This is a genomic window from Acinetobacter sp. 826659, assembly GCF_000588515.1.
Taxonomy (GTDB): Bacteria; Pseudomonadota; Gammaproteobacteria; order Pseudomonadales; family Moraxellaceae; genus Acinetobacter; species Acinetobacter pittii.
In genome coordinates this window covers 281763-305576 of sequence record NZ_JFYD01000004.1, presented here as the reverse complement: position 1 = coordinate 305576, position 23814 = coordinate 281763, and the positions used below count along the sequence as shown (strand labels likewise).

Here is a 23814-nt window from a genome sequence, read left to right as displayed (position 1 = left end):
TTTAGCGACGAGATTTAAAAGAAACGTCAACTTTACGCGGACGATAAACCCAACCTAAAATCAGCAGTAAGACCGCGAATCCTAAAATTGGATAATCACCTAAACGGTTATAAAGAGTTTGGCCTTGCATAGCAGGTAAATCGCCTCTCAAGACAAACTCTTTATCGATTGGTGCTTGTTCAGTGATATGACCATTTTGATCAATAAACGCTGTTACACCTGTGTTGGTTGCACGAATAAACCAGCGGCCATTTTCTTTCGCGCGCATCTGCACCATTTGTAAATGTTGCCAAGGCCCAGCAGTACCCGTAAACCAAGCATCATTCGATACAGTCACCAAAAAGTCGCTATCTTCTGCATTACGACGTGTTAGGTTCGGGTAAGCCACTTCATAACAAATTGCAGCAGCAAGCGCATGTCCTTTAATTAAAAGTGGTTTTTGGTCACTCTCACCACGTGTAAAACCGCTCATGCTAATATCATTTTGCATGGCTGGTAAAACCCAAGAAAGCAAACCTGACAGCGGAATATATTCACCAAATGGAACAAGACGCTGCTTTTTATAGAGTCCACTTGAATCACTACCAGAGGCCATAATACTGTTGTAATACAGTGGGCTACCAACTTGATGTGATTTCGCAACATCCCAGTAGGGAATTCCGGTTACCCAAGCTGTATGATTCTTTTTCGCTTGTGCATCCATTGCATCCAAAAACGGTTCAATGTCGGTTTGGAAGAGCGGAATTGAAGACTCAGGCCATACAATCAGGTCACGGCCCCATTCAGATTGTGTCAAACCAGCATAAATTTCTAATGTTCTAACTTGATATTCGGTTAGCCATTTTAAATCTTGTGGAATGTTACCTTGAATGAGCGAAACGCTAAGTGGTTTAGCAGCTTTAGGTTGTACAAACTGAATATACGATGCTCCCCATGCACCCAAAACTAACAGGACAGAAGGGATAACCCAGAAAATACGTTTACGAAGAACTTCGACTAAGGCACATGCTAATACAATGACGACGAAGGAAATTGCATAAATACCAAATAGCGGTGCATAACCATCGAGTAAGCGTTCAGTAAAAGCGTAACCTACAAATAACCATGGGAAACCTGTAAATACCCAAGTTTTTGCCCACTCGAAAACAATCCAGAGCGGGGCAAAAGTAAGTGGCGTTTCAGGAAAGAATCGTCGGTAAACCCATGTCTGAAATGCCGTAAATAGACCCATCACAAGGGCCATAATAGCGATCATACATACGCTTAGAAATGCATTGGTATCGCCATATACATGGATGGAAGTATAGAGCCAGAAAGCGCCTACAAACCATAAGCCGAAGCCATAGCTCCAACCAATAGCAAAGGCTTGTTTAGCTGAGCGCTTATGTAATGTTGCATAGAGTAGGGCTGGGGATAAAATTGCCAACCACCACCAATAATAAGGTGCCAGTGAAAAACTGAACACGGCACCTGAAAATAAAGCAATGAGTAAAGGAAAAATTAAAGGAAGCTGTTTTTGTTGTTGCGAAGAATCTAACAGCTTTTCAAAGTATGCTCTCATTGACGTACAGCTCGAATCAGATGAATAGTGCGGGCATCTGCTTCAACAATTGTAAATAACCAATTTCCAAGCTCAACAGTTTGACCTTGTAAATCACTTACTAGACCAATCTCTTGAAGCAATAAACCGCCGACAGTTTCTACTTCATCGTCAGAAAAATCAGCATCTAAAACAGTATTGAAATGTTCGATTGGTGTAAGTGCTTGCACCATCCATGCATTTGCTACCGTATGGTCATTGTCAGGAACAATGTACTGAGCATCTTCATCGACCGTGTCGTGCTCATCTTCAATTTCGCCAACGATCTCTTCAAGAATATCTTCAAGCGTAACAAGACCGGCTGTTGAACCATATTCATCAATCACAATCGCAATGTGAGTCTGAGTATGTTTTAACATGCGCAGTACCTGATCGGAACGTGCACTTTCAGGAACAAACAACGGTTGGCGCATAAGAACTCGAATATCAACTTTGGTATTCGGTTCAGTTAGAAACGGCAACAAATCTTTTGCGAGCAAAATCCCGACAACATTGTCTGGCTGATCGGCAGAGAAGACTGGAAAGCGTGAGTGAGCAGACTCAACCAGTACATCAAGAATATCAAGTAATTGATCATCTTCTTGTAAACTGATCATTGCTGTTCGTGGCGTCATGACTTCACGAATTTTTGTAGCTGGAAGGTCAAGAACGCCTTCAAGCATAGCAACAGTATCTGGTTCTAAAAAGCGGCGTGAATTTTGGACTAATTTTAATAATTCATCACGGGTTTCTGGCGCTGTACCTAACCATTTTCGTAAGCCTCGCATTCCCCACGACGGACTTGGTTCCTCTTGCATGATCTTTCCTAAAGACTCAATGTATCAAATGAATACACAGATCATACCGAAGAAAAGATGCTTATGCATCTATAAAACAAGCTAAAAGACAAAACGTATATTGTTATGTAAAAGCCAGTTACAGTTAACAGCTCAGTAATTTGTTTATGCTAAAATGTGAAAATTCTATTTGTTCGAGTTTGTTATGTCAGAGCAACCCATTTCACCTACTGTACAACTCAATACGCGTGGTTTACGTTGTCCGGAACCTGTCATGATGTTGCATCAAGCCATCCGCAAATCTAAGTCTGGGGATGTGGTTGAAGTCTTCGCAACTGATAATTCGACCTCGTGGGATATCCCTAAGTTTTGTATGCATTTAGGCCATGAGTTGTTGTTACAAGAAGAACGCTTAGATGAAAATGGTCATAAAGAATTTCATTACTTAGTGAAGAAAGGTTAATAGAATAATAAGGCTTCTAATAAAGATGATTAGAAGCCATGAATAATTCAACTTTAATTTGAAATGATAATTTTTTACAAATAAGAATCGTTATATAATTTATAAAATTAAGTATATAAATGACGTATAAAAATGAATGATTATTTTGTGAAAAGAAGCTTATTAATCTGTCTTTGGTTTTTCACTATTGCTGGTTTATTACATTTAGAGATCTCTTGGCTATCTGAAACTGTTGCTATCATTATTATATCTATTCTTATTATTTTAGGTTCAATTCTACTCGGTTATAGAAATACATATTTTGCTCCTGAACCAAAGATAAAGATGAGTTTGATCTTGCATACAAGGTTTCTCGGGCTGATGTTAATTCTTGATTTATTATTTGGTAAATCGGTTTGGTACTACGATTTAGCGCGGAACTTTGGTTTTCTCGGCTTATTTTTATTAGGCACATTTATTTTCTATAAAAAGAATTTTAATTTAAACGTAGCAAAAATACCGCCTTTTCAATAAGCGGATACTAATAAAAAAGCCCCGAATAATCGGGGCTTTTTTATTACATATTAGGATATGAGCCGCGGCTAAAGCGGCGCAAGGAATTACATGTTAGGGTAATTCGGACCACCGCCGCCTTCAGGCGTTACCCACGTAATGTTTTGAGATGGGTCTTTAATATCACAGGTCTTACAGTGAACACAGTTCGCTGCGTTAATCTGAAAGCGTTTAGAACCATCATCATTTTCCATGATTTCATAAACACCAGCAGGGCAGTAGCGCTGTGCAGGCTCATCCCATTTCGGTAAGTTCACATTCACTGGAATTGAAGGATCAGTAAGCTTCAAGTGAGCTGGCTGGTTTTCTTCATGTACAGTGTTTGAGATAAATACTGAAGATAAACGGTCAAATGTAAGTTTGCCATCTGGTTTTGGATAGTTTGGCTTAAAGCTTGTTGCATCAACAGTTTTCAATGCAGCAAAGTCTTGCTTCAAGTCATGTAAAGTGAATGGCACTTTAAAGACATTCTGGTCGATAAAGTTAAATGCACCACCCATCCATTGACCAAATTTATGCATTGCTGGGCCAAAGTTACGAGAGTTATAAAGCTCTTCTTTTAACCAGCTGTTGTTAAATTTGTCAGTGTATGAAGTTAATTCTTTAACGAATAAATCTTCGCCTTCAGTAACACGTGCAATCGCAAGATCACCGCCTTTTTCTACACCCGCAGCAATCGCTTCAAATACAGCTTCACCACATAACATGCCTGATTTCATAGCAGTGTGTGAGCCTTTGATTTTTGCAAAGTTTAAGAAACCTGCATCATCACCAATCAAGCAACCGCCCGGGAAAGTTAATTTAGGCAATGAGTTGAAACCGCCTTTCACTACCGCACGTGCGCCGTAAGAAATACGTTTACCACCTTCTAAATACTGTTTAATCAGTGGGTGAGTTTTCCAGCGCTGCATTTCCATAAAAGGATACATGTGTGGATTTTCATAAGACAAGTCCACAATCATACCCAAAGTCACTTGGTTGTTTTCAGCGTGGTATAACCACCAGCCACCTGAAGAAGCTGTTTCTGCTAAAGGCCAACCTGCACCGTGCATGACTAAGCCCGGTTTGTGTTTTGCTGGGTCAATTTCCCAAAGCTCTTTGATCCCGATACCGTAGTGCTGAGGATCAGCATCTTTATCAAGGTTGTATTTCGCAATTAGGCGTTTACCTAAGTGACCACGGCAACCTTCAGCGAAGAGGGTATATTTCGCGTGAAGTTCATAGCCTGGAGTAAAGTTATGCGTTGGTTCGCCATCTTTACCAATACCCATGTCACCTGTTTGAATACCTTTTACAGTACCGTCTTCATGATAAAGCACTTCAGATGCAGCAAAGCCAGGGAAGATAGAAACTTCTAACTCTTCAGCTTTTTGACCTAACCAGCGAACCACATTACCTAAAGAGATCACATAGTTACCGTCGTTGTGCATGGTTTTAGGAACCATCCAGTGAGGTACTTCTTTAGAAGTGGTGTCTGAAAGTAAGAAGAAAGTTTTGTCTTCAGTTACAGGGACATTAAGAGGTGCGCCTTCATCTTTCCAGTTCGGGAAAAGTTCATTGATGGCACGTGGCTCAAGCACAGCACCAGACAAGATATGCGCACCTACTTCAGAGCCTTTTTCAACTACACAAACAGAAAGATCGGTTAAGTTTTTTTCAATCGCTAATTGACGGATCTTAATCGCAGCAGATAGACCTGCAGGTCCTGCACCTACGATGACAACGTCAAACTCCATCGATTCACGTTCGATGTGTTCCATGTAGGACTCCTCAATACTTAAAGGTGGCAACCGTCATATTCAGATAATTCGGTGCTGCCGTGAGTGTTTTAATCCATAGGCGCAAATATGCTATTGTGCCTTTTATCGTTTGGGCTAGTATAGTTTTAAACCATGATCTAGCCAATTGGCTGAGTCGTAACATTTTTTCGTCAGCAAGGCATAAACTATGGTAAATCAAAATAATTCACCATCGGATATGGGAAAAATACCGTTATCTGATGATAAAAACTTAATGAACATTGCACAATACTTAAAAGGTGTACAGCAAAGTCACAAAAGGTCAATTCCACCTTTAGAGCAGTGGCATCCAAAGCATTGCGGCAAAATGGATTTGACAGTGAAATCCAATGGAGAATGGTGGCACGAAGGTCAATTAATCAAGCGCCAAGCTCTATTAGATCTGTTTACCAAAGTCCTATGGAAAGAAGAAGGCAAATTCTACCTGAAAACCCCTGTAGAACAAATTGAAATCGAAGTTGAAGATGAACCTTTATTAGTCAATCAGGCAGATCAGGTCGAAATTTCAGGTGAGCAGTTTTTACAACTGACCACCACGAACCAAGATGTAATTTTGGTTGATGCAGAACATCCTATTTTTATGCGTGAATATGCAGGAGAGTTGCGTCCTTATGTGCATGTCCGTTTTGGGATTAATGCGCTGATTCAACGTCAGGCTTTCTATCATTTGGTGAACTATGGAACACTGATTGAAAACGATAAAGGTGAAACTATTTTAGAGCTAAAAAGTGGTAATTTGCTCTTGCAATTAGGCACTTGAGGTTTAAGCTTTAGGGAGTGAAATTTTCTGACACTTCAGTACAGCTATGACCGCCATACAACCTTTATTTTCCGAGCTAGAACCTATGCCTAAAGCATCAGCAGATGCCCCAATTGGTATTTTTGATTCGGGAATTGGAGGAATGTCAGTTGCAGCAGAAATTGCCAAATATTTACCAAATGAACGTATTGTGTATTATGCCGATACTGCCTACGTGCCTTATGGTCCTCGCTCTGATGAAGAAATCAGGGAACTCACGGCTCGAGCAGTCGATTGGCTATATCGTCAAGGCTGTAAAATTGCAGTCGTAGCTTGCAATACGGCTTCCGCATTTAGCCTTGATCATTTGCGTGAGCATTATGGAGAACACTTTCCAATTGTTGGATTGGTTCCAGCATTAAAACCTGCTGTATTACAGACTCGTTCTAAAGTGGTTGCTGTTTTGGCAACGCCTGCTACTTTTCGCGGCCAGCTTATTAAAGATGTAGTCGAGAAGTTTGCTGTTCCAGCAGGCGTTAAGGTGATGACTTTAACTAGCCTTGAACTTGTTCCCTGTGTCGAGGCAGGCCAGCAAATGGGTGAGGCATGTTTAAAGGCATTAAAAGAAGTTTTACAGCCCGCCGCTGAGCAAGGTGCCGACTATTTAGTGCTCGGTTGCACGCATTATCCTTTCTTAAATCAAGCAATTCATCATCTTTTTGATAATCAATTCACACTGGTTGATTCTGGATTGGCAGTTGCCCGACAAACAGCCCGTATTTTAATAAAAAATGAGTTATTATGTGACCAAATAGGTCAGAATGTTGCACGTATTGAATGTTATGTCAGCGGTAATAATGCTGAGGCACTGCAACCTGTTTTACAACATATGATTCCACAAGAGTTAACTTGGACACTTCATAATCTGAACTGATCTTTTAGCATCATTTAGAAAGTAGTGTTTTTTAGATTTATTATTTTATTTGGGGCGGTTCATGATCTTGGCTGATATTAAGTCACTGACAGATCATGGGGCGAAAGGGTATTGTTATGCTCGATACACGCTATCAGATTTTTATTTCAACGTCTGGCCGCGATATGCAGCCAGAGCGAATGGTTTTGTCTCAAACCTTGGTAGGGATGGGTTTCTTTGCTTGGGGATTAGAACAACGAACACCCCTCACCACTACGCTTGCACGTCGACAAATTGATGAATGTGATTATGTAATCCTACTTTTAGGCAGCCAGTATGGAGAGCAGTCGATTTCTGGTGTGAGTTATTTATCTTTAGAGTATGAATATGCATTAAGTCAGGCTAAACCCATTATTGTGTTCATGCATGAGCAGCCCGAAAGCCGTGAAATACATTTACAAGAAACACATCCACAGCTTAAAGATAAATTTCTCGCATTTAGAAAAAAGTTACTACTTGATGTAAATCATATTTTTTACTTTAAAACTCCACGTGAACTAGAGCTGGCTGTCCGTTTAAATATGCCTTTAATCATGGAGCAGCATATCGGACAAGGTTGGGTGCCTGCTCATCAGGCTCATCACTTAGAAGATGAAATTAAGCTATTAAAAAGTAAAATTTTACAGTTAGAACAGCAATTAACAGAGTCATCAGCTCAAGTAAACGAAGTTGCTCCTCAAGATATTTTTGCATTTGAATATCAAATTCAAGCATTTCAGGATGGCAATTTTAAAGAGTTGAAACGACAACGACAAATGACTTGGTCTCAGCTGTTAAGTATATTGGCAAAGCAGTTTGAAACAGCGACACCAGAAGAGAATTTTGGGACATGTTTAAATGAATATCTGAATCAGGCTGGCCTAGAAGATGCTCGTCAGGAGTTACCTCGTGCTCATGCTGTTGCCTGCGCTCAGATTAACCATAACGCATTGTTTCGGATCAAAAAGCAAATGCAGTCACAGGGCTGGATTGTTCCAACTCAAACTGAACAATCCTATAGCTTATGGAAAGTCACAGCTAAAGCTCAAAAGTTATTACTTAGCTATAAATGGAATCATCGGGGCATTCGATTAAAAGCTTAGAGCGATTCAATTTATATATGACAATAAAAGCTGTTACATTAGTGACATAAGATGAATTGAAAGGCATTTACACATGTCGTTTGAACAAAAACCGAAAGTCACAGTCATTTTAGCGAATTTAGGTACACCGGATGAGGCCACTGTTCCTGCGGTTCGCCGTTTTCTAAAGCAGTTTTTATCTGATTCACGTGTAATTGAAATACCGAAATTCATTTGGTGGATTATTTTAAATCTGTTTGTTTTACCTTTTCGCCCAAAAAGGGTAGCACATGCCTATGCTTCGGTATGGTCAAAAGATTCGCCCATGCGTGAAATTGTGTTTGAGCAAACTCAACGTATTCAGGCTTATTTGCAGCGAGAAAATAATCAGTTTGATTTAACCGTGATACCGGCGATGACCTATGGTAATCCAGGCATTGATGCAGTTTTAGAAAAACTGGCAGCTAACCCACAAGAGCATGTCATTCTATTGCCTTTATTTCCTCAATATTCAGCCACTTCTACAGCACCGCTATACGATGCATTTGCCAAGTGGATTCCAGCCCAGCGAAACTTGCCAGGTCTAACAATTATCAAAGACTACTATCAGCATCCAATGTTTATTCAGGCATTGGCAGAAAGTGTTTTAGCTTATCAAGAGCAACATGGTAAGCCTGAAAAACTGTTGATGTCATTTCACGGTATTCCACAGCCGTATGCAGACAAAGGCGATCCGTATGCAGACCGTTGTCGCATTACTGCAAAGTTAGTCGCTGAAGCTTTGCATTTAAAAGATGATGAATGGGCAATTAGCTTCCAGTCACGTTTTGGGAAACAAGAGTGGGTTAAGCCTTATACAGACCAACTTTTACAAGATTGGGCGAAGCAAGGCGTTAAGTCAGTACAGGTATTAAGCCCAGCTTTTTCTGCTGATTGCTTGGAAACACTTGAAGAGTTGGCCATACAAAATGCTGAGTTGTTTCAAGAGGCGGGGGGTGGTAGCTATGCTTATATTCCTGCTTTAAATAGCGATCAAGCTCATATTGATTTGCTTGCAGGGTTAGTTCAGGCTAATCTTGATGCCCTTACCCATACCTTAGCCCACCGTTAATTGCGTTTTAGCCAGAGGTTCTTATGCTGCAAGTCAAAATTGTTCCAGTTACTGCATTTGCCCAAAATTGTTCTCTTGTTTGGGACAGTGAAACCAAAGAAGCAGTTTTGATTGATGCGGGTGGTGACGCTTCGGTTTTGAAAAAAGAAGTAGAAGCCTTAGGTTTAAAAGTGAAAGCTCTTTGGCTCACTCACGGACATTTAGACCATGCTGGAGCGGTGGGTGAACTTGCCAAAGAATGGAGCGTTCCAGTTATTGGTCCCCATAAAGAAGATCAGTTCTGGCTAGATATGATTCAGGAAGTTTCAGCACGTTATGGTTTTCCAATTCCACAGCCTGTTAAGGTCGATCAATGGCTTGAGGGGGGTGAAGTGCTAAAACTGGGTGAAGATGAGTTTGAGGTACGTTTTGCCCCAGGTCATACACCAGGACATGTTATTTTCTATAATAAAAATCATGGCTTGCTTTGGACTGGTGATGTCTTGTTTAAAGGCTCAATTGGCAGAACAGACTTCCCGCGTGGAAACCATGATCAGTTGATTGAATCGATTAAACGAGAGTGTTTTAGTTTGCCAGATGATACTCAGTTTATTTCTGGGCATGGTCCAATGAGTACCATTGGCTATGAAAAACAATTTAACCCGTTTGTCGCGGGTAAAGCAGGTTAATCTTCGTAATCATCTTCATTTTGACTACCCTTGTTATGCTGAGGCGCATCTTGGGTAGGCAGTCTATATTCATCATTTGCCCACGCACCTAAATCAATTAATTTACAGCGTTCAGAGCAAAATGGACGAAATTCGTTACCTTCCCAAACACTTGGTTCACCACAACGTGGGCAGGGGAATGTACGTGGCATAAAGCGATATCCTCAAAGTGAAGAGAAATAGATTAGGCAAAAGTCAGGTGACTTGTTAGACTTATACCGATTTTTATTTAGTTTGATGTGATTATGCAGATTCGTCAATTTCAAGCACAACGTATGCAAGCGCCTCGCGATTTTACCCCAATTGAAAATACCCCAATTTGTGTAGAAATTGGAGCGGGCAAGGGTAAACATGCTTTGCTTTTTAGCGGGCAACAGCCGCAGCACACATTGTATGCAATTGAACGAACCCGAGAAAAATTCTTGGCAATGCAAAAACAGCACGGTCTGGAACCAAGAGATAATTTAATCCCTGTGCATGCAGATGCTTTACCGTGGGTGGTACATGCACTACATCCTGCTCAAGTTGAACATTTCTTTATTCTCTACCCAAATCCAGAACCACATAATCCAGCACAGCGCTGGTTGAATATGCCATTTTTTGAATTCTTAATTTCTCGCCTGCAAACAGGTGGAACCATTACTTTGGCAAGTAATATCCCTGAATATATTGAAGAAGCTGAACAACAATTAATTAAGGTTTGGAAGCTGCCTTATCAAAAAGAAAAAATTGCTCAAACATCTGCACGTACTCATTTTGAAATTAAGTATTTAGAACGTGGAGAACTTTGCCAACAGCTTGTGATCACTAAACCTGAAGGTTACAGCACACGTTTTGATGAGTTTGCCCCATTACAAGGTCAAGTGCATGGCGAATAAGCGGGTTGCCATTATTGGTGCGGGTCCGGCTGGTTTAATGGCAGCTGAGGTACTGAGCCAATATGCTTATGATATTGATGTATACGAGCAAAAGCCTTCAGCTGCGCGTAAGTTTCTAATGGCAGGGAAAACTGGGTTAAACATCTCGCATGCTGAACCATTAGCGCAGTTTATTGAGCGCTATGACCATGCAGAATGGCTCAAACCATGGGTTGAAAAATGGGATGCAGTCTGGATTCAAAGCTGGATGAAAAATCTGGGAATAGAATCCTACGTTGGCACCTCAGGTCGCATTTTTCCTGTCGAAATGAAAGCAGCCCCTCTGTTACGTGCTTGGCTAAAACGTTTGGCAGAACAGCAGGTTAAATTCTTTTATCGTTATCGTTGTATTAATTTACAAGGCACAACGGTGACTTTAGAAAACCAAAATAACCAAAGCACTGAAACCTTTACCCAGCAATACGATGCGGTCGTATTGGCTTGTGGTGCTGTGTCTTGGACACAATTAGGGAGTGATGGTGCTTGGCAGCAATGGATGGATCAATCCAATATTGAACCTTTTCAAGCGAGTAATGCAGGAGTATTGCACGCTTGGTCAGCTTTTATGGAAAGCTGTTTTGGTGAACCTTTAAAACGTATCAATGCGTGGGTTGAACCCAGCCAAGTTACTCATGGTGATATTGTGATTACTCACTATGGCTTAGAAAGTGGTGTTATTTATAAACTTGGACGTGCTTTACGAGAACAACAAAAACAAGGGCAAAGCTTAAATTTGTTTTTAGATTTATTGCCTGATGTAGAGTTGTCACAGTTAGTTAAAAAATTACAGGCTAGCAAAAAACAATCGCTCACCAATATCTGGCGTAAAGCAGGCTTAGACACGACCAAGATTAACTTAATTCGAGAAGTGGTTGATAAAGCACTATGGAACCAACCAGAGGCTATGGCTCAGCGCATCAAAGCGCTCCAAATTAAGCTAGAAGGGTTTAGACCCATTGAAGAAGCGATTAGCTGTGCTGGTGGTGTTAAGCAGAATGCACTAACTGAAAGCTTAGAGCTTAAACAAACTTCAGGTGTATTCTGTTGTGGTGAAATGCTGGATTGGGATGCTCCTACAGGTGGATATTTACTTACAGCATGCTTTGCTACAGGGCGAGCGGCTGGTGAAGGCGTGCATTCATTCTTAGAGAAATAACAGGATAATTTGATGCTATGTTTGATAGGTGAAAAGTGTTATTTTTGAGCGATCAATAATAATAGGATTTACGAGAACATGTCTCAAGCTTCACCAGTTTATCAAGGAAGTTGTTTATGCCAGGGTATTCGCTATGAAATTAAGGGCGATATCGGAGATATTATTCAGTGTCACTGTCAAAGATGCCGAAAAGCTAATGGAACAGCATTTGCAACGAATGCTCCTATCAACAGTACAGATTTTAAAATTACCCAAGGTGAAGACCTAGTCAAAAAATTTGCTGTGAACGGTGTGTACCGCTGGTTTTGTAGCGAATGTGGTTCACCTTTGATTAGTTCTCGTGATGCTCAGCCTGAATTATACCGCTTAAGAATTGGGACACTTGATACACCACTAGACCAAAAGCCGACAATGCATATATTTGCTGCTTCTAAGGCTGAATGGGAAAGTATTTGTGACAATTTACCGCAATACGATGAACGTCCATGATTTTAAAAAGTATGTTTAAATCAAATTCAAGATGATCTAATATACTTAAAACAGGGAGATGGCATTCCTCCCTTGAAAAACCGCCGTATTGGCTAATGATGCCTACGTTACCCTCATGTATTTATATCGCTGGGTACGTAGGTTATTGCGTACTTTGCTTATTTTTGGAGTACGCTGTGTCATATTTCTCTTCATTATTTTTTGCTCTTTTAGCGTCTATCTAAAGGGGTGGTCCTATGTATTACTCTCTACTTTCAATTGCTTTAGGCTCAGTTCTAGGGGCATGGCTGCGTTGGTTTTTAGGTTTAAAACTCAACCCGATTTATCCGCAAATTCCACTTGGTACAGTGACTGTTAATTTAGTGGGTGGCTTTATTATTGGCTTTGCAATTGCCTATTTTGCTCAAAGTGATTTAAGTCCGAATTATAAGCTTTTTGTGATTACTGGTTTTTGTGGTGCTTTAACTACGTTTTCAACTTTCTCGATTGAGATCGTCACTTTATTACAAAGCGGTAAGTTGGGAATGGCGATGTTGGGGATTTCTATCCATTTAATTGGGTCTTTAATTTTTACGTGTTTGGGGGTGGCGACTTATTATTGGGTAGCGGGCAACTGATTATTCGGATGTTTAAGGAGCGAGATATGCGGTACGGCCTCCGTTTTAAGATGTTCTCCAATACCATTTGTATAGGCATACCTTACTTTTGAAAGATCAAAAGTAAGCAAAAATCTTTTGTTTCGCTGATGCTACATCCATGTAGCACAGCAAAACAGCGGCATCCATGCCGCTTGTCACGATAGTAAATGAAGAATTAAAAACAACTGATTTATTCTTGGGATTTGATACGCGTTAAAGTCATCAACAGCCTGGCTGAAATCAGCTATATATTGTTTTTGCAAGATAGTTGATAAGTGTAAACAGGGAACAGGTTCTGTTGATGACAAATGCCTTTGGTTACTTTGGGCAAAACCAAAGTAACAGAATTAGCTACTTTCATTTGAGAATAAACGGTAAGACTCCGTCGTGTATTCACAAATTATTAATTACCTTTCAGTTAAAGCTTGCCCTTCAAACTTCACACCATCCCAACCATTTTGCATAAACTGACGAATATTTTGATGATCAGTTCCCTCTGGGGTAGCTAATACAGATGCGTAGTGCTCTGCAAATAAACTTAAAGTTTGTGCTTGGTCTAAACCTTGTAACTTGGCAAAAGAGAAAACTTTTGCACTGCCTTGATTTTCAGTAGCAGCGTTATGCTGTACACCATTTTGAAAAGCCGTTGGAGTATGTTGGTAACGTGCTTCAATATGAGCTAAAACGTCTGAAAATTTTGCTGTGCCTGCTTGTAATTGGGCAAGTAACTCTTGTGCCATAATCTTAAACTTCCTATCAAATGGGGCTTAAGCATAGCATTGAATACATGCTTTGAAAGCTTGGTAGTTATAAAAATTGAGGGGGTTATGAAAAAAAAATCAGAAGAGTTTTTAGGCAACTTGTGGATAAGTTTTCTTTTATACACAGTTTAGAAATGATCGAAAAAATGCACATAAAAAAAGAAGCCTAAGTGGAGGAGATAGTCTTAGGCTTCCAATGATTTAAGTTTATTGGTCGAATCTTAACGCAAGATTAACTCTTACGATTAAAGCGAGCGAAGCGTTTATTGAAGCTTGCTACACGGCCTTCATTACTTGCTTGACGTACTTCACCTGTGTAGAAAGGGTGTGATGCACTTGAAATATCAAGAGTGACATAAGGGTAGACTTTCCCTTGATACTCTTTGGTTTGTTTAGACTGAAGAGTACTACCAATTAAGAAGTACACGTCTGCATTGGTGTCATGAAATAACACTTGTTGATAAGCAGGATGAATATCTTTACGCATGAGAGATTGTCCTAAATTATTTTTGATTAAAGAAATGTTATAACATAACAATTAAAAAGTCAATGTACCCCATAAAAGGCTACATTGATCAGTAAATTAAGTTAGTTAGAAGGCGGTACAAGCTCTTCAAATAGATCGTTTAGATTGTCATGAACTTTTAAGTGAATCAGGTTCCAGTAATGCCCTGAAATGGTTCTGTTGACCATTAAAGTATCTGGTGAGGGTTTAAAGACATCCCAATACTTCAAAGATTTTTTCACAAGTAACATGCCATCATGGTGTGATGAGTTTTCGGCGAAATCATAAGTAGTGGTAAGCGGACGTAATAATACTTCAATCCAGAGTTTATATAGATCACTCGGGAATTTGCCTTTTTCAGCAAGTGAATGTAGTTCAAATAATTCTGTTTCGATCAAATCGATATTTTCATGGCGAGCTGCATTTACTAAGCGTTTAAAGTGCTGCACGATTTCATTTGAAAGCGTTTTAACACTGCCATAGTCATAAATAATGACACTGCCATCTTGGCGGAAAGCAAAGTTACCTGGATGAGGGTCACAGTGAAAACGTTTTAAAAAGAACATTTCCTGACCTAAAGCACGAATCAAGCGGCGTCCAATGGTATTTCGAATTTCAATAGGCCAAGCGCTAGCAGTTTCAATGCTGTCACCTTGTTCGAGACTCAAGGTTAAAATGCGTCTTGAAGAGTAATCTTTATAAACGGTCGGAATGATAATTTTGTCATCTAACTGACTATGGAATGTTTTGAAAACTTCAAGGTTTTGAGCTTCGATTTCATAGTTAAGCTCTGCTGACAGACTATCTTGAATCTCTGCAAAAAGCTGATCTTGTAGCTTTTTATCAATTTTAAGCACCCCCATTAAACGAAGTGCCAAACGTACTTGTTTTAAGTCACTTTCACAGGCTTCATCAACACCTGGATATTGCACCTTAACCACGACTTGTTCACCACTTGGCAGGACAGCTTTGTGAACTTGTCCAATTGAAGCAGCTGCAAAAGGTTCTTGATCAAAAGATTTAAAGGCAACATGCAGCGGCTTTCCAAGTTCACGTTCAACTTGTTGTTGAATAGCAGCAAAGGGCATAGGGGGAGCTTGGCGCTGTAACTTAGAAATTGCTTTAGCGACCTCGGGTGGAAAAATATCTTTATATTGCGAAGCAATTTGGCCGACCTTCATGACGGCACCTTTCATTTCACCTAAGGTGTCGGCAATTTGCAAACCAATATCCTGAAATAACTTGGTTTTTGAAGCCAGCTTTTGCTCTTCGTCTGCGGTCAAGTTTCGAATCGAGTTAGAAACGGTTTTCGTTGCAATGCTCGCGGTCATTCCTGCAAGTTTCATAAATCGTTTGCCGGGTGAACTTGCATTCTTTGCCATATCTTCGATACCTCATTGACTACAACATAATTTTGCCTAGTTTTGATCATAGGTGACAAAGCTTAAAAAGCCTATATGAAATTGTTTATCTCATGTAAGAAAATTTTCGGAAAACAAAATGTTATTTTTATAGTAAAAAATATGAAAAGCTTGTGAAAATCCATTTCATAAACAAAGCTTTAATATCTATAAAGTGCCTGTTTTTTTGGTGGTAATGTGAATAACAGGTTAAATAAAAATAGAGATAACAAAAGTTATGACAAGTTTAAGTTCAGCCCATGGGCGGTCGCAGGCGGTTCCTTTATCTGTGTTTGAGCAGTCAAAAGATGCGCATATTATTCGTTCTGATGAAGAAGCAATTGAGCTTGCCAAACAACTTGCTCAAGAATTTGCACAAGAAGCATCTGAACGAGACAGAGAGCGCCGTTTACCTCTAAACGAAATTCAACAGTTCTCACAAAGTGGCTTATGGGCTATTACGGTTCCCAAGCAATTTGGTGGTGCCCAAGTTAAATATCGAACCTTGGCTGAGGTCATCAAAACAATTGCGAGCGTTGATTCATCTCTTGCACAGCTTCCTCAAAACCATTTGGCTTTTATTGAGCATTTACGCCTTGATGCAGGCCCAGAACAACAACAGTTTTTCTTTAACTTAGTGTTGAGGGGGATTCGCTTTGGTAATGCCTTTTCGGAAAAACATAGCAAGACGGTGGCCGACCTCACTACCACATTACGAAAGACCGAGCACGGTTATGAAATTAATGGCAAGAAGTTCTTTGCAACAGGCGCATTGCTTGCACATTGGGTTCCCATTGTCGCTGTAAATGAACAGGGGCAGCCTTACGCAGCGTTAGTTCCTCGGGAAACTTCAGGGGTTAATATTATTAATGACTGGTCTGGTTTTGGGCAACGAACCACGGCCAGTGGAACCGTTAAACTTAATCAAGTTCCAGTACGTGAAGAATATCTAATTCCAATTTATCAGGCTTTCGAACGTCCTACACCGGCAGGTGCAATTTCACAATTTATTCAAGCTGCTGTCGACGCTGGTATTGCACGTGGCGCAATTGAAGAAACAATCCACTATGTCAAAAATCATAGCCGCGCATGGGTCGATTCAGGTTTAGAAAAAGCGAGTGATGATCCCTATACGATTGCAAACATTGGTGATTTAAAAATAAAACTGCGTGCAGCAGAAGCGGTATTAGATTTGGCTGGAGATGCGATTGATCAAGCGATTGCCGACACGACAGAAGAACATGTAAATCAAGCGACATTACTGGTTGCTGAAGCAAAAGTACTCACTACAGAAGTTGCGATTTTAGCAGCGAATAAGCTTTTTGAGTTGTCTGGAACACGATCGACCTTGTCTGAGCTTAATCTGGACCGACATTGGCGTAATGCTCGCACTCACACCTTGCATGATCCCGTGCGTTGGAAATATCACATTGTTGGTAATTATTACCTCAATGGTGTTCATCCACCGCGTCATGCATGGAGCTAAAGTGAATAAAAAATAAGATTAGGAGAATAAAGATGACAATTACCCAAATTGAATTAGAAGAGCTATCAGTAGGCGCCGATTATGAAAAGGTAGCAAGTAGATTTCGTCTAGTTTTTGAAAAAATTGCCCAAGGTGCAATTCAACGGGAAAAAGAACGAATCTTGCCTTTTGAACCGATTCAGTGGTTAAAAGAACTCAAATTAGGTGCAGTACGTGTACCTGTTAAGTATGGTGGAGATGGGGTGTCATTACCGCAACTTTTCCAGCTTTTAGCAGAACTGGCGCAAGCAGATTCGAATATTGTGCAAGCATTGCGTGGACACTTTGCTTTTGTTGAAGACCGCTTAGTTGCCCATAAAGAGCATTCGCAGGAGGTTTGGTTTCAGCGTTTTGTACAAGGTGATTTAGTTGGGAATGCATGGACCGAAGTTGGAAATGTACAGATTGGTGATGTTGTTACACGAGTAACCAAAGATGCTTCGGGTAACTTGGTGGTAAATGGAGAAAAGTACTATTCAACAGGAAGTATCTTTGCTGACTGGATCGATTTATTTGCTTATGATGAAGTAAATGACCGCCATGTGATTGCTGCTATTTATCGTCATGAAACAGGCGTGAGTGTGATTGATGATTGGGATGGCTTTGGTCAAAAGACAACGGGCAGTGGTACTTTAAAAGTACATCAGGTGCATTTACCAGCTTCGCACCTGATTCCATTTGACCAGCGTTTTAAATATCAAACTGCTTTTTATCAGGTCGTCCATCTTGCAACTTTAACGGGTATTGCACATGCGGCAGTAGAAACTTTTAGTCAGGAGATACGTGAGCGAAAACGTATTTTTAGTCATGGTAATGGCGACCTTGTTCGTCACGATCCACAAGTTTTACAGGTGGTGGGTAAAGCCTCTGCTCAAGCCTATGCAAGTCTGGCAATTACGATTAAAACAGCTGAAGCATTACAGAAGGCTTATGAAAGTCACTTTAGTGAGTTAGAGGTAAAAGAACATCAGTTTAATGTAGATGCAGAGCTTGAGTCGGCGCAAGGGCAGGTGGTGATTTCTAACCTAGTGCTTGATTTAACCAGCCAATTATTTAATGCTTTGGGCGCGTCAGCAAGTAGTCAGGTCAAACAACTCGACCGTTTCTGGCGTAATGCACGAACGGTCTCTTCACATAATCCGCTCATCTATAAAGAAAAGGTGATTGGAGATTGGGAAGTTAACCGGACCGATTTACCGTTTGTCTGGCAAATTGGAGCAAGCCCGCGGGCAAAGTCTGCATAGTGAAAAAAAGCCGATATTTATCGGCTTTTTTATTAGGTTTTGCTTAAACGTTTGGTATTTAAATAAAGCCTTGAAAGTAATAAAACACAAGCAATGCTTAAACCAATAATTAAGCCTAGCCACACACCAGCTACACCCCAATGGGTATAACGTGCTAAATAAAGTCCGATAGGAAAAGCAATCACCCAATATGCCATAAGCGTAATCCACATCGGTGCTTGCGTATCTTGCATCCCTCTTAAACAGCCTGCGGCACTGACTTGTAATGCATCCATCAACTGATAACCCATTGCAAACCAGAGTAAATACATGGCAACAGGAACCACTTCTATATCTTGGGTATAAACCGAGACAATTTGTTCACGACCTAGAGCAATAAAAGACATGGTCAATAAGGCAAAAAATATTGCTGTGCTCAGACCAATTTTTTGGACTTGGTACATGGAAGCCCAATTTTTTTCACCATAATACGTTCCCACACGAATGGTCAGGGCAATCGCAAGTGAAAGCGGAATCATAAACAGCACTGAGGTGACTGAAATTGCCACTTGATGTGCTGCAATAAATACTTCACCCAGTGGACTAAGCACCAATGCACCTGTACTAAAAATACTGACTTCAAAGAACACGGCTAAACCGATGGGTAGGCCAAGCTGTAAGATTCTTTTTACCCAAGTCAGGTTAATTTTATCGAATCTGCTAAAAATCGACGTGTTTCGGTAAGCTGAAGCTTTATAAATATAGCCAGCTAAAGTAATTAGCATGAGCCACTGTAAAATGGATGTTGCAAAACCACAGCCTGCACTACCTAAAGCAGGTATTGGTCCTAAGCCATGCATAAAAATCATGTTTAGAGGGATTAAAACCACTAAGGCCAGTAAGCTAATGACCGTTACAGGACGTGGATGGCCTAAAGCCTCTGAATAACCGCGTAGGGCTGCGTACATGGTCACAGCAGGCATACCTAAACCAATCGCATGTAAAAATAAACTTGCTTTAGGCTGTAAGCTCTCTGGTACGCCAAACACATGTAAGAAAAACGGCATAAGCTGCAAAATGAGCATAGCCATTACGCCTAAAATAATCGCGACCCATAATGATTGACGGACAATGACAGGAATTTGTTCTGTATTTCTTGCGCCCTTTGCTTCAGCGACCAAAGGTGTAGTTGCAATCATAATGCCACTGAACAGGAGCATGACTGGGATCCATAAGCCCACCCCTACCGCAATTGCTGCTAAATCGGTTGCAGATAAATGCCCAGCCATAATAGTGTCAATTAACCCAAATCCCGCTTGAGCAAACTGGGTAATTAAAATCGGTAGCATTAAGTGGAAGAGTTGTTTTAATTCAGACCGAAAAGATGTGACATTCGACACAAAAGGTACTCTTTTTAAATATAAAAATGAAGCTAACGTTGCAAAGTGAGTAACACACCGACAAAGATGATCACGCCACCAAGGAACCGTTGCCATGTAACAGGTGTCTTTTCTGTACCCAACCAACCAAAATGGTCAAGCAACATTGAAATGACCAATTGCCCAAAAACGACTAGCCCTGTAAAGGTTAAAAAACCAAGTTTAGGTGCAGTATAAATGCTCATGCTAATTGCATAAACCCCAAGGAATCCTCCTGTCCAAAGAAGCCATGGAATATTTGATATTTCACTTAAAGAGGGCTTTTCGGTACTTTGGAAAAAAACCATAACGGCTAAAACAATAGTACCTATGAAAAATGATAATAAAGCTGCCTGCAACGGTGAGTGTAGTTGCTCGCGCAGTTGAGCATTAATTGCAGTTTGAAAAGCCATGGCAACACCGATTCCCATAGCTAGAGGTAAGATCAGGAAAAGTTGACTAGAGAATTTCATCATTTTTATCAATATTTAAGTATGTTTAAAAACAGTCTAAAGCAATTAAGGTATGTTTTCATAAGCCCATTGATGCAGTCATGTTAAAATAGAAATATTGTGTAAATTGGACCTGCTCCTTGGCCGTATTAAATCCTGCTTCTGTTCCTTTATCTTTATATATCCATATGCCTTGGTGCGTGCGTAAATGTCCATATTGTGACTTTAACTCGCATGCCGTACCAGATGGAGCGCTTTCGGCAGAACTCGAGCAAACCTATTTAAAAGCATTAGTGGCCGACTTTGAAACTCAAGTTGAGATGGCTCAGGGACGTTCAATTCATAGTGTATTTATTGGTGGCGGAACGCCTTCACTTATTTCTGCTAAAGGCTATGCGTGGCTGTTTGAACAGCTTAAGTCATTGCTCAAATTTGAAGATGGCTGTGAAATCACCCTAGAGGCAAATCCCGGAACACTAGAACATGACCCGTTTGCAGGCTATTTAGAAGCAGGTATTAACCGTTTATCGATTGGTGTGCAGACTTTTAATACAGAGCACTTGCAAAAGCTTGGGCGTATTCATTCAGCCAACAATGCTATGGATGCAATTGAGCAGGCACGACAAGCAGGCTTTAAGCGAGTTAATGTCGATTTAATGCATGGCCTACCTGAGCAAACGCTAGAGCAAGCACTTTATGATTTAAAGATGGCTGTAGAGCATGGCGCGACACATATCAGTTGGTATCAACTGACTATTGAGCCAAACACAGTATTCTTCCGTACGCAGCCCGTTTTACCTCAAGATGAAGTGCTAGAAGATATTCAAGAGCAGGGTGAGGCTTATCTAAAAGCCAATGGTTTTATAAACTATGAAGTATCGGCTTGGCGTAAAGAGCAGCCTTCAGCTCATAATTTAAATTATTGGGAATTTGGTGATTACCTTGCGATTGGTGCAGGGGCACATGGCAAAGTCACACAACCAGATGGTGTGTACCGTTTCCAAAAAACTCGCTTACCGAAAGACTATTTGGCTAAGGTTCCAGCCGAACATTTGCAAATGAAAAAGATTGAGGCAGAAGAGATACCTTTTGAGTTCATGATGAATGCTTTACGTCTAAATGATGGTGTAAAAGCTGAGTTATATGAGCAGCGCACAGGTTTAAGCCTAGATCACTTAAATGAAGTACTCACTTCACTACGAGCTAGAAAGCTATTGGTAGATGAGCATTGTCGTTTGGCTTGTACTGAGCAGGGGCATATTTTCTTAAATTCGGTACTAGAAGAGTTCTTGTAAAGAAGCAAATTAAAAAGCCACACATTGAGATGCGGCTTTTTTGATTTTAGCGAGTGGTATAGCCGCCATTTGCAAAAATTGTTTGGCCGGTAATCCACCAACCATCGGTTACCAGAAAGCGAACTAGGGGTTCGATATCTTCAATTTTGGTGAGTCCACCTAAAGCTGAAGCTGATTTATGGTAAGCGACTGCTTCAGCAGATTCCTGACCATAAAAGAAAGGTGTATCCATTGGGCCTGGTGCAACCGCAGTCACGGAAATCTGGCGATCACCAAATTCTTTTGATGCAGCACGTGTGTAATGCTCAACAGGTGCTTTTAAACCTTCATAGGTTGAATAGAGTCCAGTGTAGGCTGCAAGAAGAGAAGTCACGATTGAACAAATCTTGCCGCCGTCATTTAAATGACGCCCTGCCGATTGAATAAAGAAATAGGCAATTTTTGAGTTGATATCGCTCATGCTATCAAACTCTTGTTCTGTGGTATCTAAAAAAGATTTCTTTAAAACCTTTCCAACTGTATTAATGGCAATATCAATTCCGCCAAAATGCTGCTTAGTGTCTAAGAATAGCTTTTCGATATTATCAATATCCGTTAGGTCTGCCTGAATTAAAACAGCATCTACACCGAACGCTCTTACATCTGCGAGCGTCTGTTCAGCATCTGCTTGAGTTTCAGCGCTATTGTAGTGAATCGCGATTTTTGCGCCTTGTTCTGCAAATTTACGGCTAATCAGTCCACCTAAGTTTTTTGCGCCGCCTGTAATCAATACAACTTTATCTTTAAGAGTATGAGTTGCCATGATGGTTGTTCCTATGATGACTTGTTTTAATGTGTTTTTAGTCTAGATTGGCGGTAATTTTTGATCAATTATGCTAGTTTAGTTTAACTATTCAGAAAATACGAACAATTAAATGGATCGGTTGCAGCAATTTTTTATTTTTACAGAAGTCGCTAAACGACAAAGCTTTAGTGAAGTGGCAAATCAGCTTGATTTACCTCGCTCGACAGTAACGAGCGCAATTCAACAGCTAGAAACTCACTATGGGGTACGCTTATTTCATCGAACTACGCGTAAAGTTAGCCTTACCCAAGATGGACAACGAATATTACCTGAGTGTCAAAATCTATTATTTGATTATGAACAGCTCGAACAGCTTATACAGGCACAAAAGCAGCATTACCGTGGCACGCTAAAAATTTCAATGCCCAGCCGAATCGTACACCAAGTGATTATTCCTGAACTTCCCGATTTTTATAGTCGCTATCCAGATATCCATTTACAACTTCATAGCTCTGATGACATCACTGACTTAATCGAGAAAGGAATCGATTGTGTTGTTCGGGTGGGACAGCTAGATAATAGTAGTTTAATTGCGAAATTTGTTGGTAACTTGATTATGGTGAACTGTGCAAGTGCTGATTATTTAGAACAGTACGGTATTCCTGAACAATTAGAAGATCTATCTCAACACAAACTCATTAACTATGCGAGAGCAGTAGGAGAAAAACAGGGCGTATTTTCATATCAAGATGGAGCTGTGATGATGGATAGTGCTTTAAGCGTAAATAATACGGAAGCCTATATTGCAGCGGCTATTGCAGGTTTGGGAATTATTCAACTTCCATACTACGATGTTCAGGATAAAATCGAGCAGGGAACTTTAGTTGAAGTACTAAGTGCCTATACCGCTCAATCACTTCCACTTAATATTTTATATCCGAATAGAAGTTATATTCCTAAACGTTTGGAAATCTTTATGGAATGGGCTAGGGATATTCTATATAAGAAGTGCATCGTCATCTTTTAGTCATAAAACTAAAATACATTAACAATAAAAAAAGCCTCTCGAACTGAGAGGCTTTTTAGAATTTGGTGGGTCGTCCGCGACTCGAACGCGGGACCAACGGATTAAAAGTCCGCTGCTCTACCAACTGAGCTAACGACCCAAATAGGTTCAAAACAGATAAGTGGTGGGTCGTCCGCGACTCGAACGCGGGACCAACGGATTAAAAGTCCGCTGCTCTACCAACTGAGCTAACGACCCAAATAGGTTCAAAACAGATAAGTGGTGGGTCGTCCGCGACTCGAACGCGGGACCAACGGATTAAAAGTCCGCTGCTCTACCAACTGAGCTAACGACCCGTATCGTTTTGATGTCGCGTATTTTAGCAAGTTATTCAACTAACACAAGAGGAAATTTAAAAACATTTGCATGATTGCCTATAAAAAGCACGATTTCCTCTTGTTTAG

At 40.5% G+C, this 23814-nt stretch carries 25 protein-coding genes, 3 tRNA genes, 1 pseudogene and 1 riboswitch; of the genes and pseudogenes, 16 read left to right on the top strand and 13 right to left on the bottom strand.

All coding sequences use genetic code 11. From position 1 onward, the window contains the following. Position 1 precedes the first annotated feature (1 nt). Positions 2-1561: an apolipoprotein N-acyltransferase gene (gene lnt / locus J663_RS10540; RefSeq protein ID WP_017481975.1), complete on the bottom strand. Its 1560-nt coding sequence runs from the start codon at positions 1559-1561 to the stop codon at positions 2-4. Next, complete coding sequence (locus J663_RS10535; RefSeq protein WP_002114976.1) at positions 1558-2397, bottom strand: HlyC/CorC family transporter; 840 nt, start codon at positions 2395-2397, stop codon at positions 1558-1560. Before J663_RS10535 ends, lnt begins: the two co-directional genes overlap by 4 nt. A gap of 184 nt (positions 2398-2581) precedes the next feature. On the opposite strand from J663_RS10535, the gene tusA reads away from it, so the two are divergent. Both tusA and J663_RS19470 read left to right on the top strand, forming a co-directional pair. Beyond that, entirely contained in the window at positions 2582-2839 is a 258-nt protein-coding gene (gene tusA / locus J663_RS10530) for a sulfurtransferase TusA (RefSeq protein WP_002053527.1), read from the top strand. A 132-nt stretch (positions 2840-2971) separates the two neighbouring features. Continuing rightward, positions 2972-3352 (top strand): hypothetical protein, encoded by a 381-nt coding sequence (locus J663_RS19470; protein WP_032035414.1) that lies wholly within the window; start codon positions 2972-2974, stop codon positions 3350-3352. Between the two features lie 86 nt (positions 3353-3438). On the opposite strand, the gene J663_RS10520 is transcribed toward J663_RS19470, so the two are convergent. Next, the gene (locus tag J663_RS10520; protein ID WP_033849572.1) at positions 3439-5151 is read right to left on the bottom strand and encodes an electron transfer flavoprotein-ubiquinone oxidoreductase; all 1713 of its coding nucleotides are present in this window, start codon (positions 5149-5151) and stop codon (positions 3439-3441) included. Between the two features lie 187 nt (positions 5152-5338). On the opposite strand from J663_RS10520, the gene J663_RS10515 reads away from it, so the two are divergent. The 5 genes from J663_RS10515 (at position 5339) to J663_RS10495 (ending at position 9742) form a co-directional block, all read left to right on the top strand. Continuing rightward, a complete protein-coding gene (locus tag J663_RS10515; protein ID WP_002114653.1) occupies positions 5339-5950 on the top strand; it encodes a DUF1285 domain-containing protein in 612 nt (203 codons plus the stop codon). Positions 5951-5996: 46 nt separating this feature from the next. Continuing rightward, on the top strand, positions 5997-6863 hold the full coding sequence (gene murI / locus J663_RS10510) for a glutamate racemase (protein WP_005804179.1): 867 nt from the start codon (positions 5997-5999) through the stop codon (positions 6861-6863). A gap of 116 nt (positions 6864-6979) precedes the next feature. After that, complete coding sequence (locus tag J663_RS10505; RefSeq protein WP_033849569.1) at positions 6980-7984, top strand: DUF4062 domain-containing protein; 1005 nt, start codon at positions 6980-6982, stop codon at positions 7982-7984. A gap of 73 nt (positions 7985-8057) precedes the next feature. Beyond that, positions 8058-9074 (top strand): ferrochelatase, encoded by a 1017-nt coding sequence (gene hemH, locus J663_RS10500; protein ID WP_033849566.1) that lies wholly within the window; start codon positions 8058-8060, stop codon positions 9072-9074. Between the two features lie 23 nt (positions 9075-9097). Continuing rightward, entirely contained in the window at positions 9098-9742 is a 645-nt protein-coding gene (locus J663_RS10495; protein WP_017385667.1) for an MBL fold metallo-hydrolase, read from the top strand. Here J663_RS10495 and J663_RS10490 read toward each other — a convergent pair. Further along, positions 9739-9933, bottom strand: a complete 195-nt coding sequence (locus tag J663_RS10490; RefSeq protein ID WP_002114956.1) for a DNA gyrase inhibitor YacG — start codon at positions 9931-9933, stop codon at positions 9739-9741. The two genes, J663_RS10495 and J663_RS10490, sit on opposite strands and share 4 nt — an antisense overlap. 87 nt (positions 9934-10020) lie before the next feature. On the opposite strand from J663_RS10490, the gene J663_RS10485 reads away from it, so the two are divergent. The 5 genes and pseudogenes from J663_RS10485 to J663_RS18920 all read left to right on the top strand — a co-directional run bounded on the left by J663_RS10485 (position 10021) and on the right by J663_RS18920 (position 13253). After that, on the top strand, positions 10021-10659 hold the full coding sequence (locus J663_RS10485; RefSeq protein ID WP_075383382.1) for an SAM-dependent methyltransferase: 639 nt from the start codon (positions 10021-10023) through the stop codon (positions 10657-10659). Continuing rightward, positions 10649-11854, top strand: a complete 1206-nt coding sequence (locus tag J663_RS10480; RefSeq protein ID WP_033849561.1) for a TIGR03862 family flavoprotein — start codon at positions 10649-10651, stop codon at positions 11852-11854. Before J663_RS10485 ends, J663_RS10480 begins: the two co-directional genes overlap by 11 nt. 78 nt (positions 11855-11932) lie before the next feature. After that, positions 11933-12343, top strand: coding sequence for a GFA family protein (locus tag J663_RS10475; RefSeq protein ID WP_014208261.1), 411 nt, complete (start codon positions 11933-11935; stop codon positions 12341-12343). 45 nt (positions 12344-12388) lie between these two features. Then, positions 12389-12455, top strand: a riboswitch (Fluoride riboswitch). Positions 12456-12579: 124 nt separating this feature from the next. After that, positions 12580-12960, top strand: coding sequence for a fluoride efflux transporter CrcB (gene crcB, locus J663_RS10470; protein ID WP_033849558.1), 381 nt, complete (start codon positions 12580-12582; stop codon positions 12958-12960). Positions 12961-13126: 166 nt separating this feature from the next. After that, positions 13127-13253: pseudogene (locus J663_RS18920) on the top strand (hypothetical protein). A 135-nt stretch (positions 13254-13388) separates the two neighbouring features. On the opposite strand, the gene J663_RS10465 reads toward J663_RS18920, so the two are convergent. The 3 genes from J663_RS10465 to J663_RS10455 form a co-directional block, all read right to left on the bottom strand. After that, positions 13389-13721 (bottom strand): HopJ type III effector protein, encoded by a 333-nt coding sequence (locus J663_RS10465; RefSeq protein ID WP_033849557.1) that lies wholly within the window; start codon positions 13719-13721, stop codon positions 13389-13391. Positions 13722-13974: 253 nt separating this feature from the next. Further along, positions 13975-14229, bottom strand: a complete 255-nt coding sequence (locus tag J663_RS10460; protein WP_002114896.1) for a type B 50S ribosomal protein L31 — start codon at positions 14227-14229, stop codon at positions 13975-13977. Positions 14230-14330: 101 nt separating this feature from the next. Further along, positions 14331-15629 carry an ABC1 kinase family protein gene (locus J663_RS10455; protein WP_033849554.1) on the bottom strand — a complete coding sequence of 433 codons (1299 nt, stop codon included), beginning with the start codon at positions 15627-15629 and terminating at the stop codon, positions 14331-14333. 256 nt (positions 15630-15885) lie between these two features. On the opposite strand from J663_RS10455, the gene J663_RS10450 reads away from it, so the two are divergent. Together J663_RS10450 and J663_RS10445 are read left to right on the top strand one after the other, a co-directional pair. Continuing rightward, positions 15886-17133, top strand: a complete 1248-nt coding sequence (locus tag J663_RS10450; protein WP_033849552.1) for an SfnB family sulfur acquisition oxidoreductase — start codon at positions 15886-15888, stop codon at positions 17131-17133. Positions 17134-17165: 32 nt separating this feature from the next. Then, the gene (locus J663_RS10445; protein WP_033849550.1) at positions 17166-18416 is read left to right on the top strand and encodes an acyl-CoA dehydrogenase family protein; all 1251 of its coding nucleotides are present in this window, start codon (positions 17166-17168) and stop codon (positions 18414-18416) included. A 32-nt stretch (positions 18417-18448) separates the two neighbouring features. Here J663_RS10445 and abeM read toward each other — a convergent pair whose 3' ends face one another. Both abeM and J663_RS10435 read right to left on the bottom strand, forming a co-directional pair. Continuing rightward, the gene (gene abeM, locus J663_RS10440; protein ID WP_033849547.1) at positions 18449-19795 is read right to left on the bottom strand and encodes a multidrug efflux MATE transporter AbeM; all 1347 of its coding nucleotides are present in this window, start codon (positions 19793-19795) and stop codon (positions 18449-18451) included. A gap of 32 nt (positions 19796-19827) precedes the next feature. Next, positions 19828-20289 (bottom strand): DMT family transporter, encoded by a 462-nt coding sequence (locus J663_RS10435; protein ID WP_033849545.1) that lies wholly within the window; start codon positions 20287-20289, stop codon positions 19828-19830. A 116-nt stretch (positions 20290-20405) separates the two neighbouring features. On the opposite strand from J663_RS10435, the gene hemW reads away from it, so the two are divergent. Then, positions 20406-21560 (top strand): radical SAM family heme chaperone HemW, encoded by a 1155-nt coding sequence (gene hemW, locus J663_RS10430; protein WP_033849544.1) that lies wholly within the window; start codon positions 20406-20408, stop codon positions 21558-21560. 46 nt (positions 21561-21606) lie between these two features. Here the strand turns inward: hemW and J663_RS10425 are convergent, their stop codons facing one another. Further along, a complete protein-coding gene (locus tag J663_RS10425) occupies positions 21607-22362 on the bottom strand; it encodes an SDR family oxidoreductase (protein ID WP_017481992.1) in 756 nt (251 codons plus the stop codon). Between the two features lie 112 nt (positions 22363-22474). Between J663_RS10425 and J663_RS10420 the strand changes: the two genes are divergently transcribed. After that, a complete protein-coding gene (locus tag J663_RS10420; RefSeq protein ID WP_033849542.1) occupies positions 22475-23371 on the top strand; it encodes a LysR family transcriptional regulator in 897 nt (298 codons plus the stop codon). A gap of 63 nt (positions 23372-23434) precedes the next feature. Here J663_RS10420 and J663_RS10415 read toward each other — a convergent pair. The 3 genes from J663_RS10415 to J663_RS10405 form a co-directional block, all read right to left on the bottom strand. Further along, positions 23435-23510 (bottom strand) — tRNA-Lys (locus J663_RS10415). A gap of 22 nt (positions 23511-23532) precedes the next feature. Continuing rightward, positions 23533-23608 (bottom strand) — tRNA-Lys (locus tag J663_RS10410). Between the two features lie 22 nt (positions 23609-23630). Next, a tRNA-Lys gene (locus J663_RS10405) sits at positions 23631-23706 on the bottom strand. Positions 23707-23814: the final 108 nt, after the last annotated feature.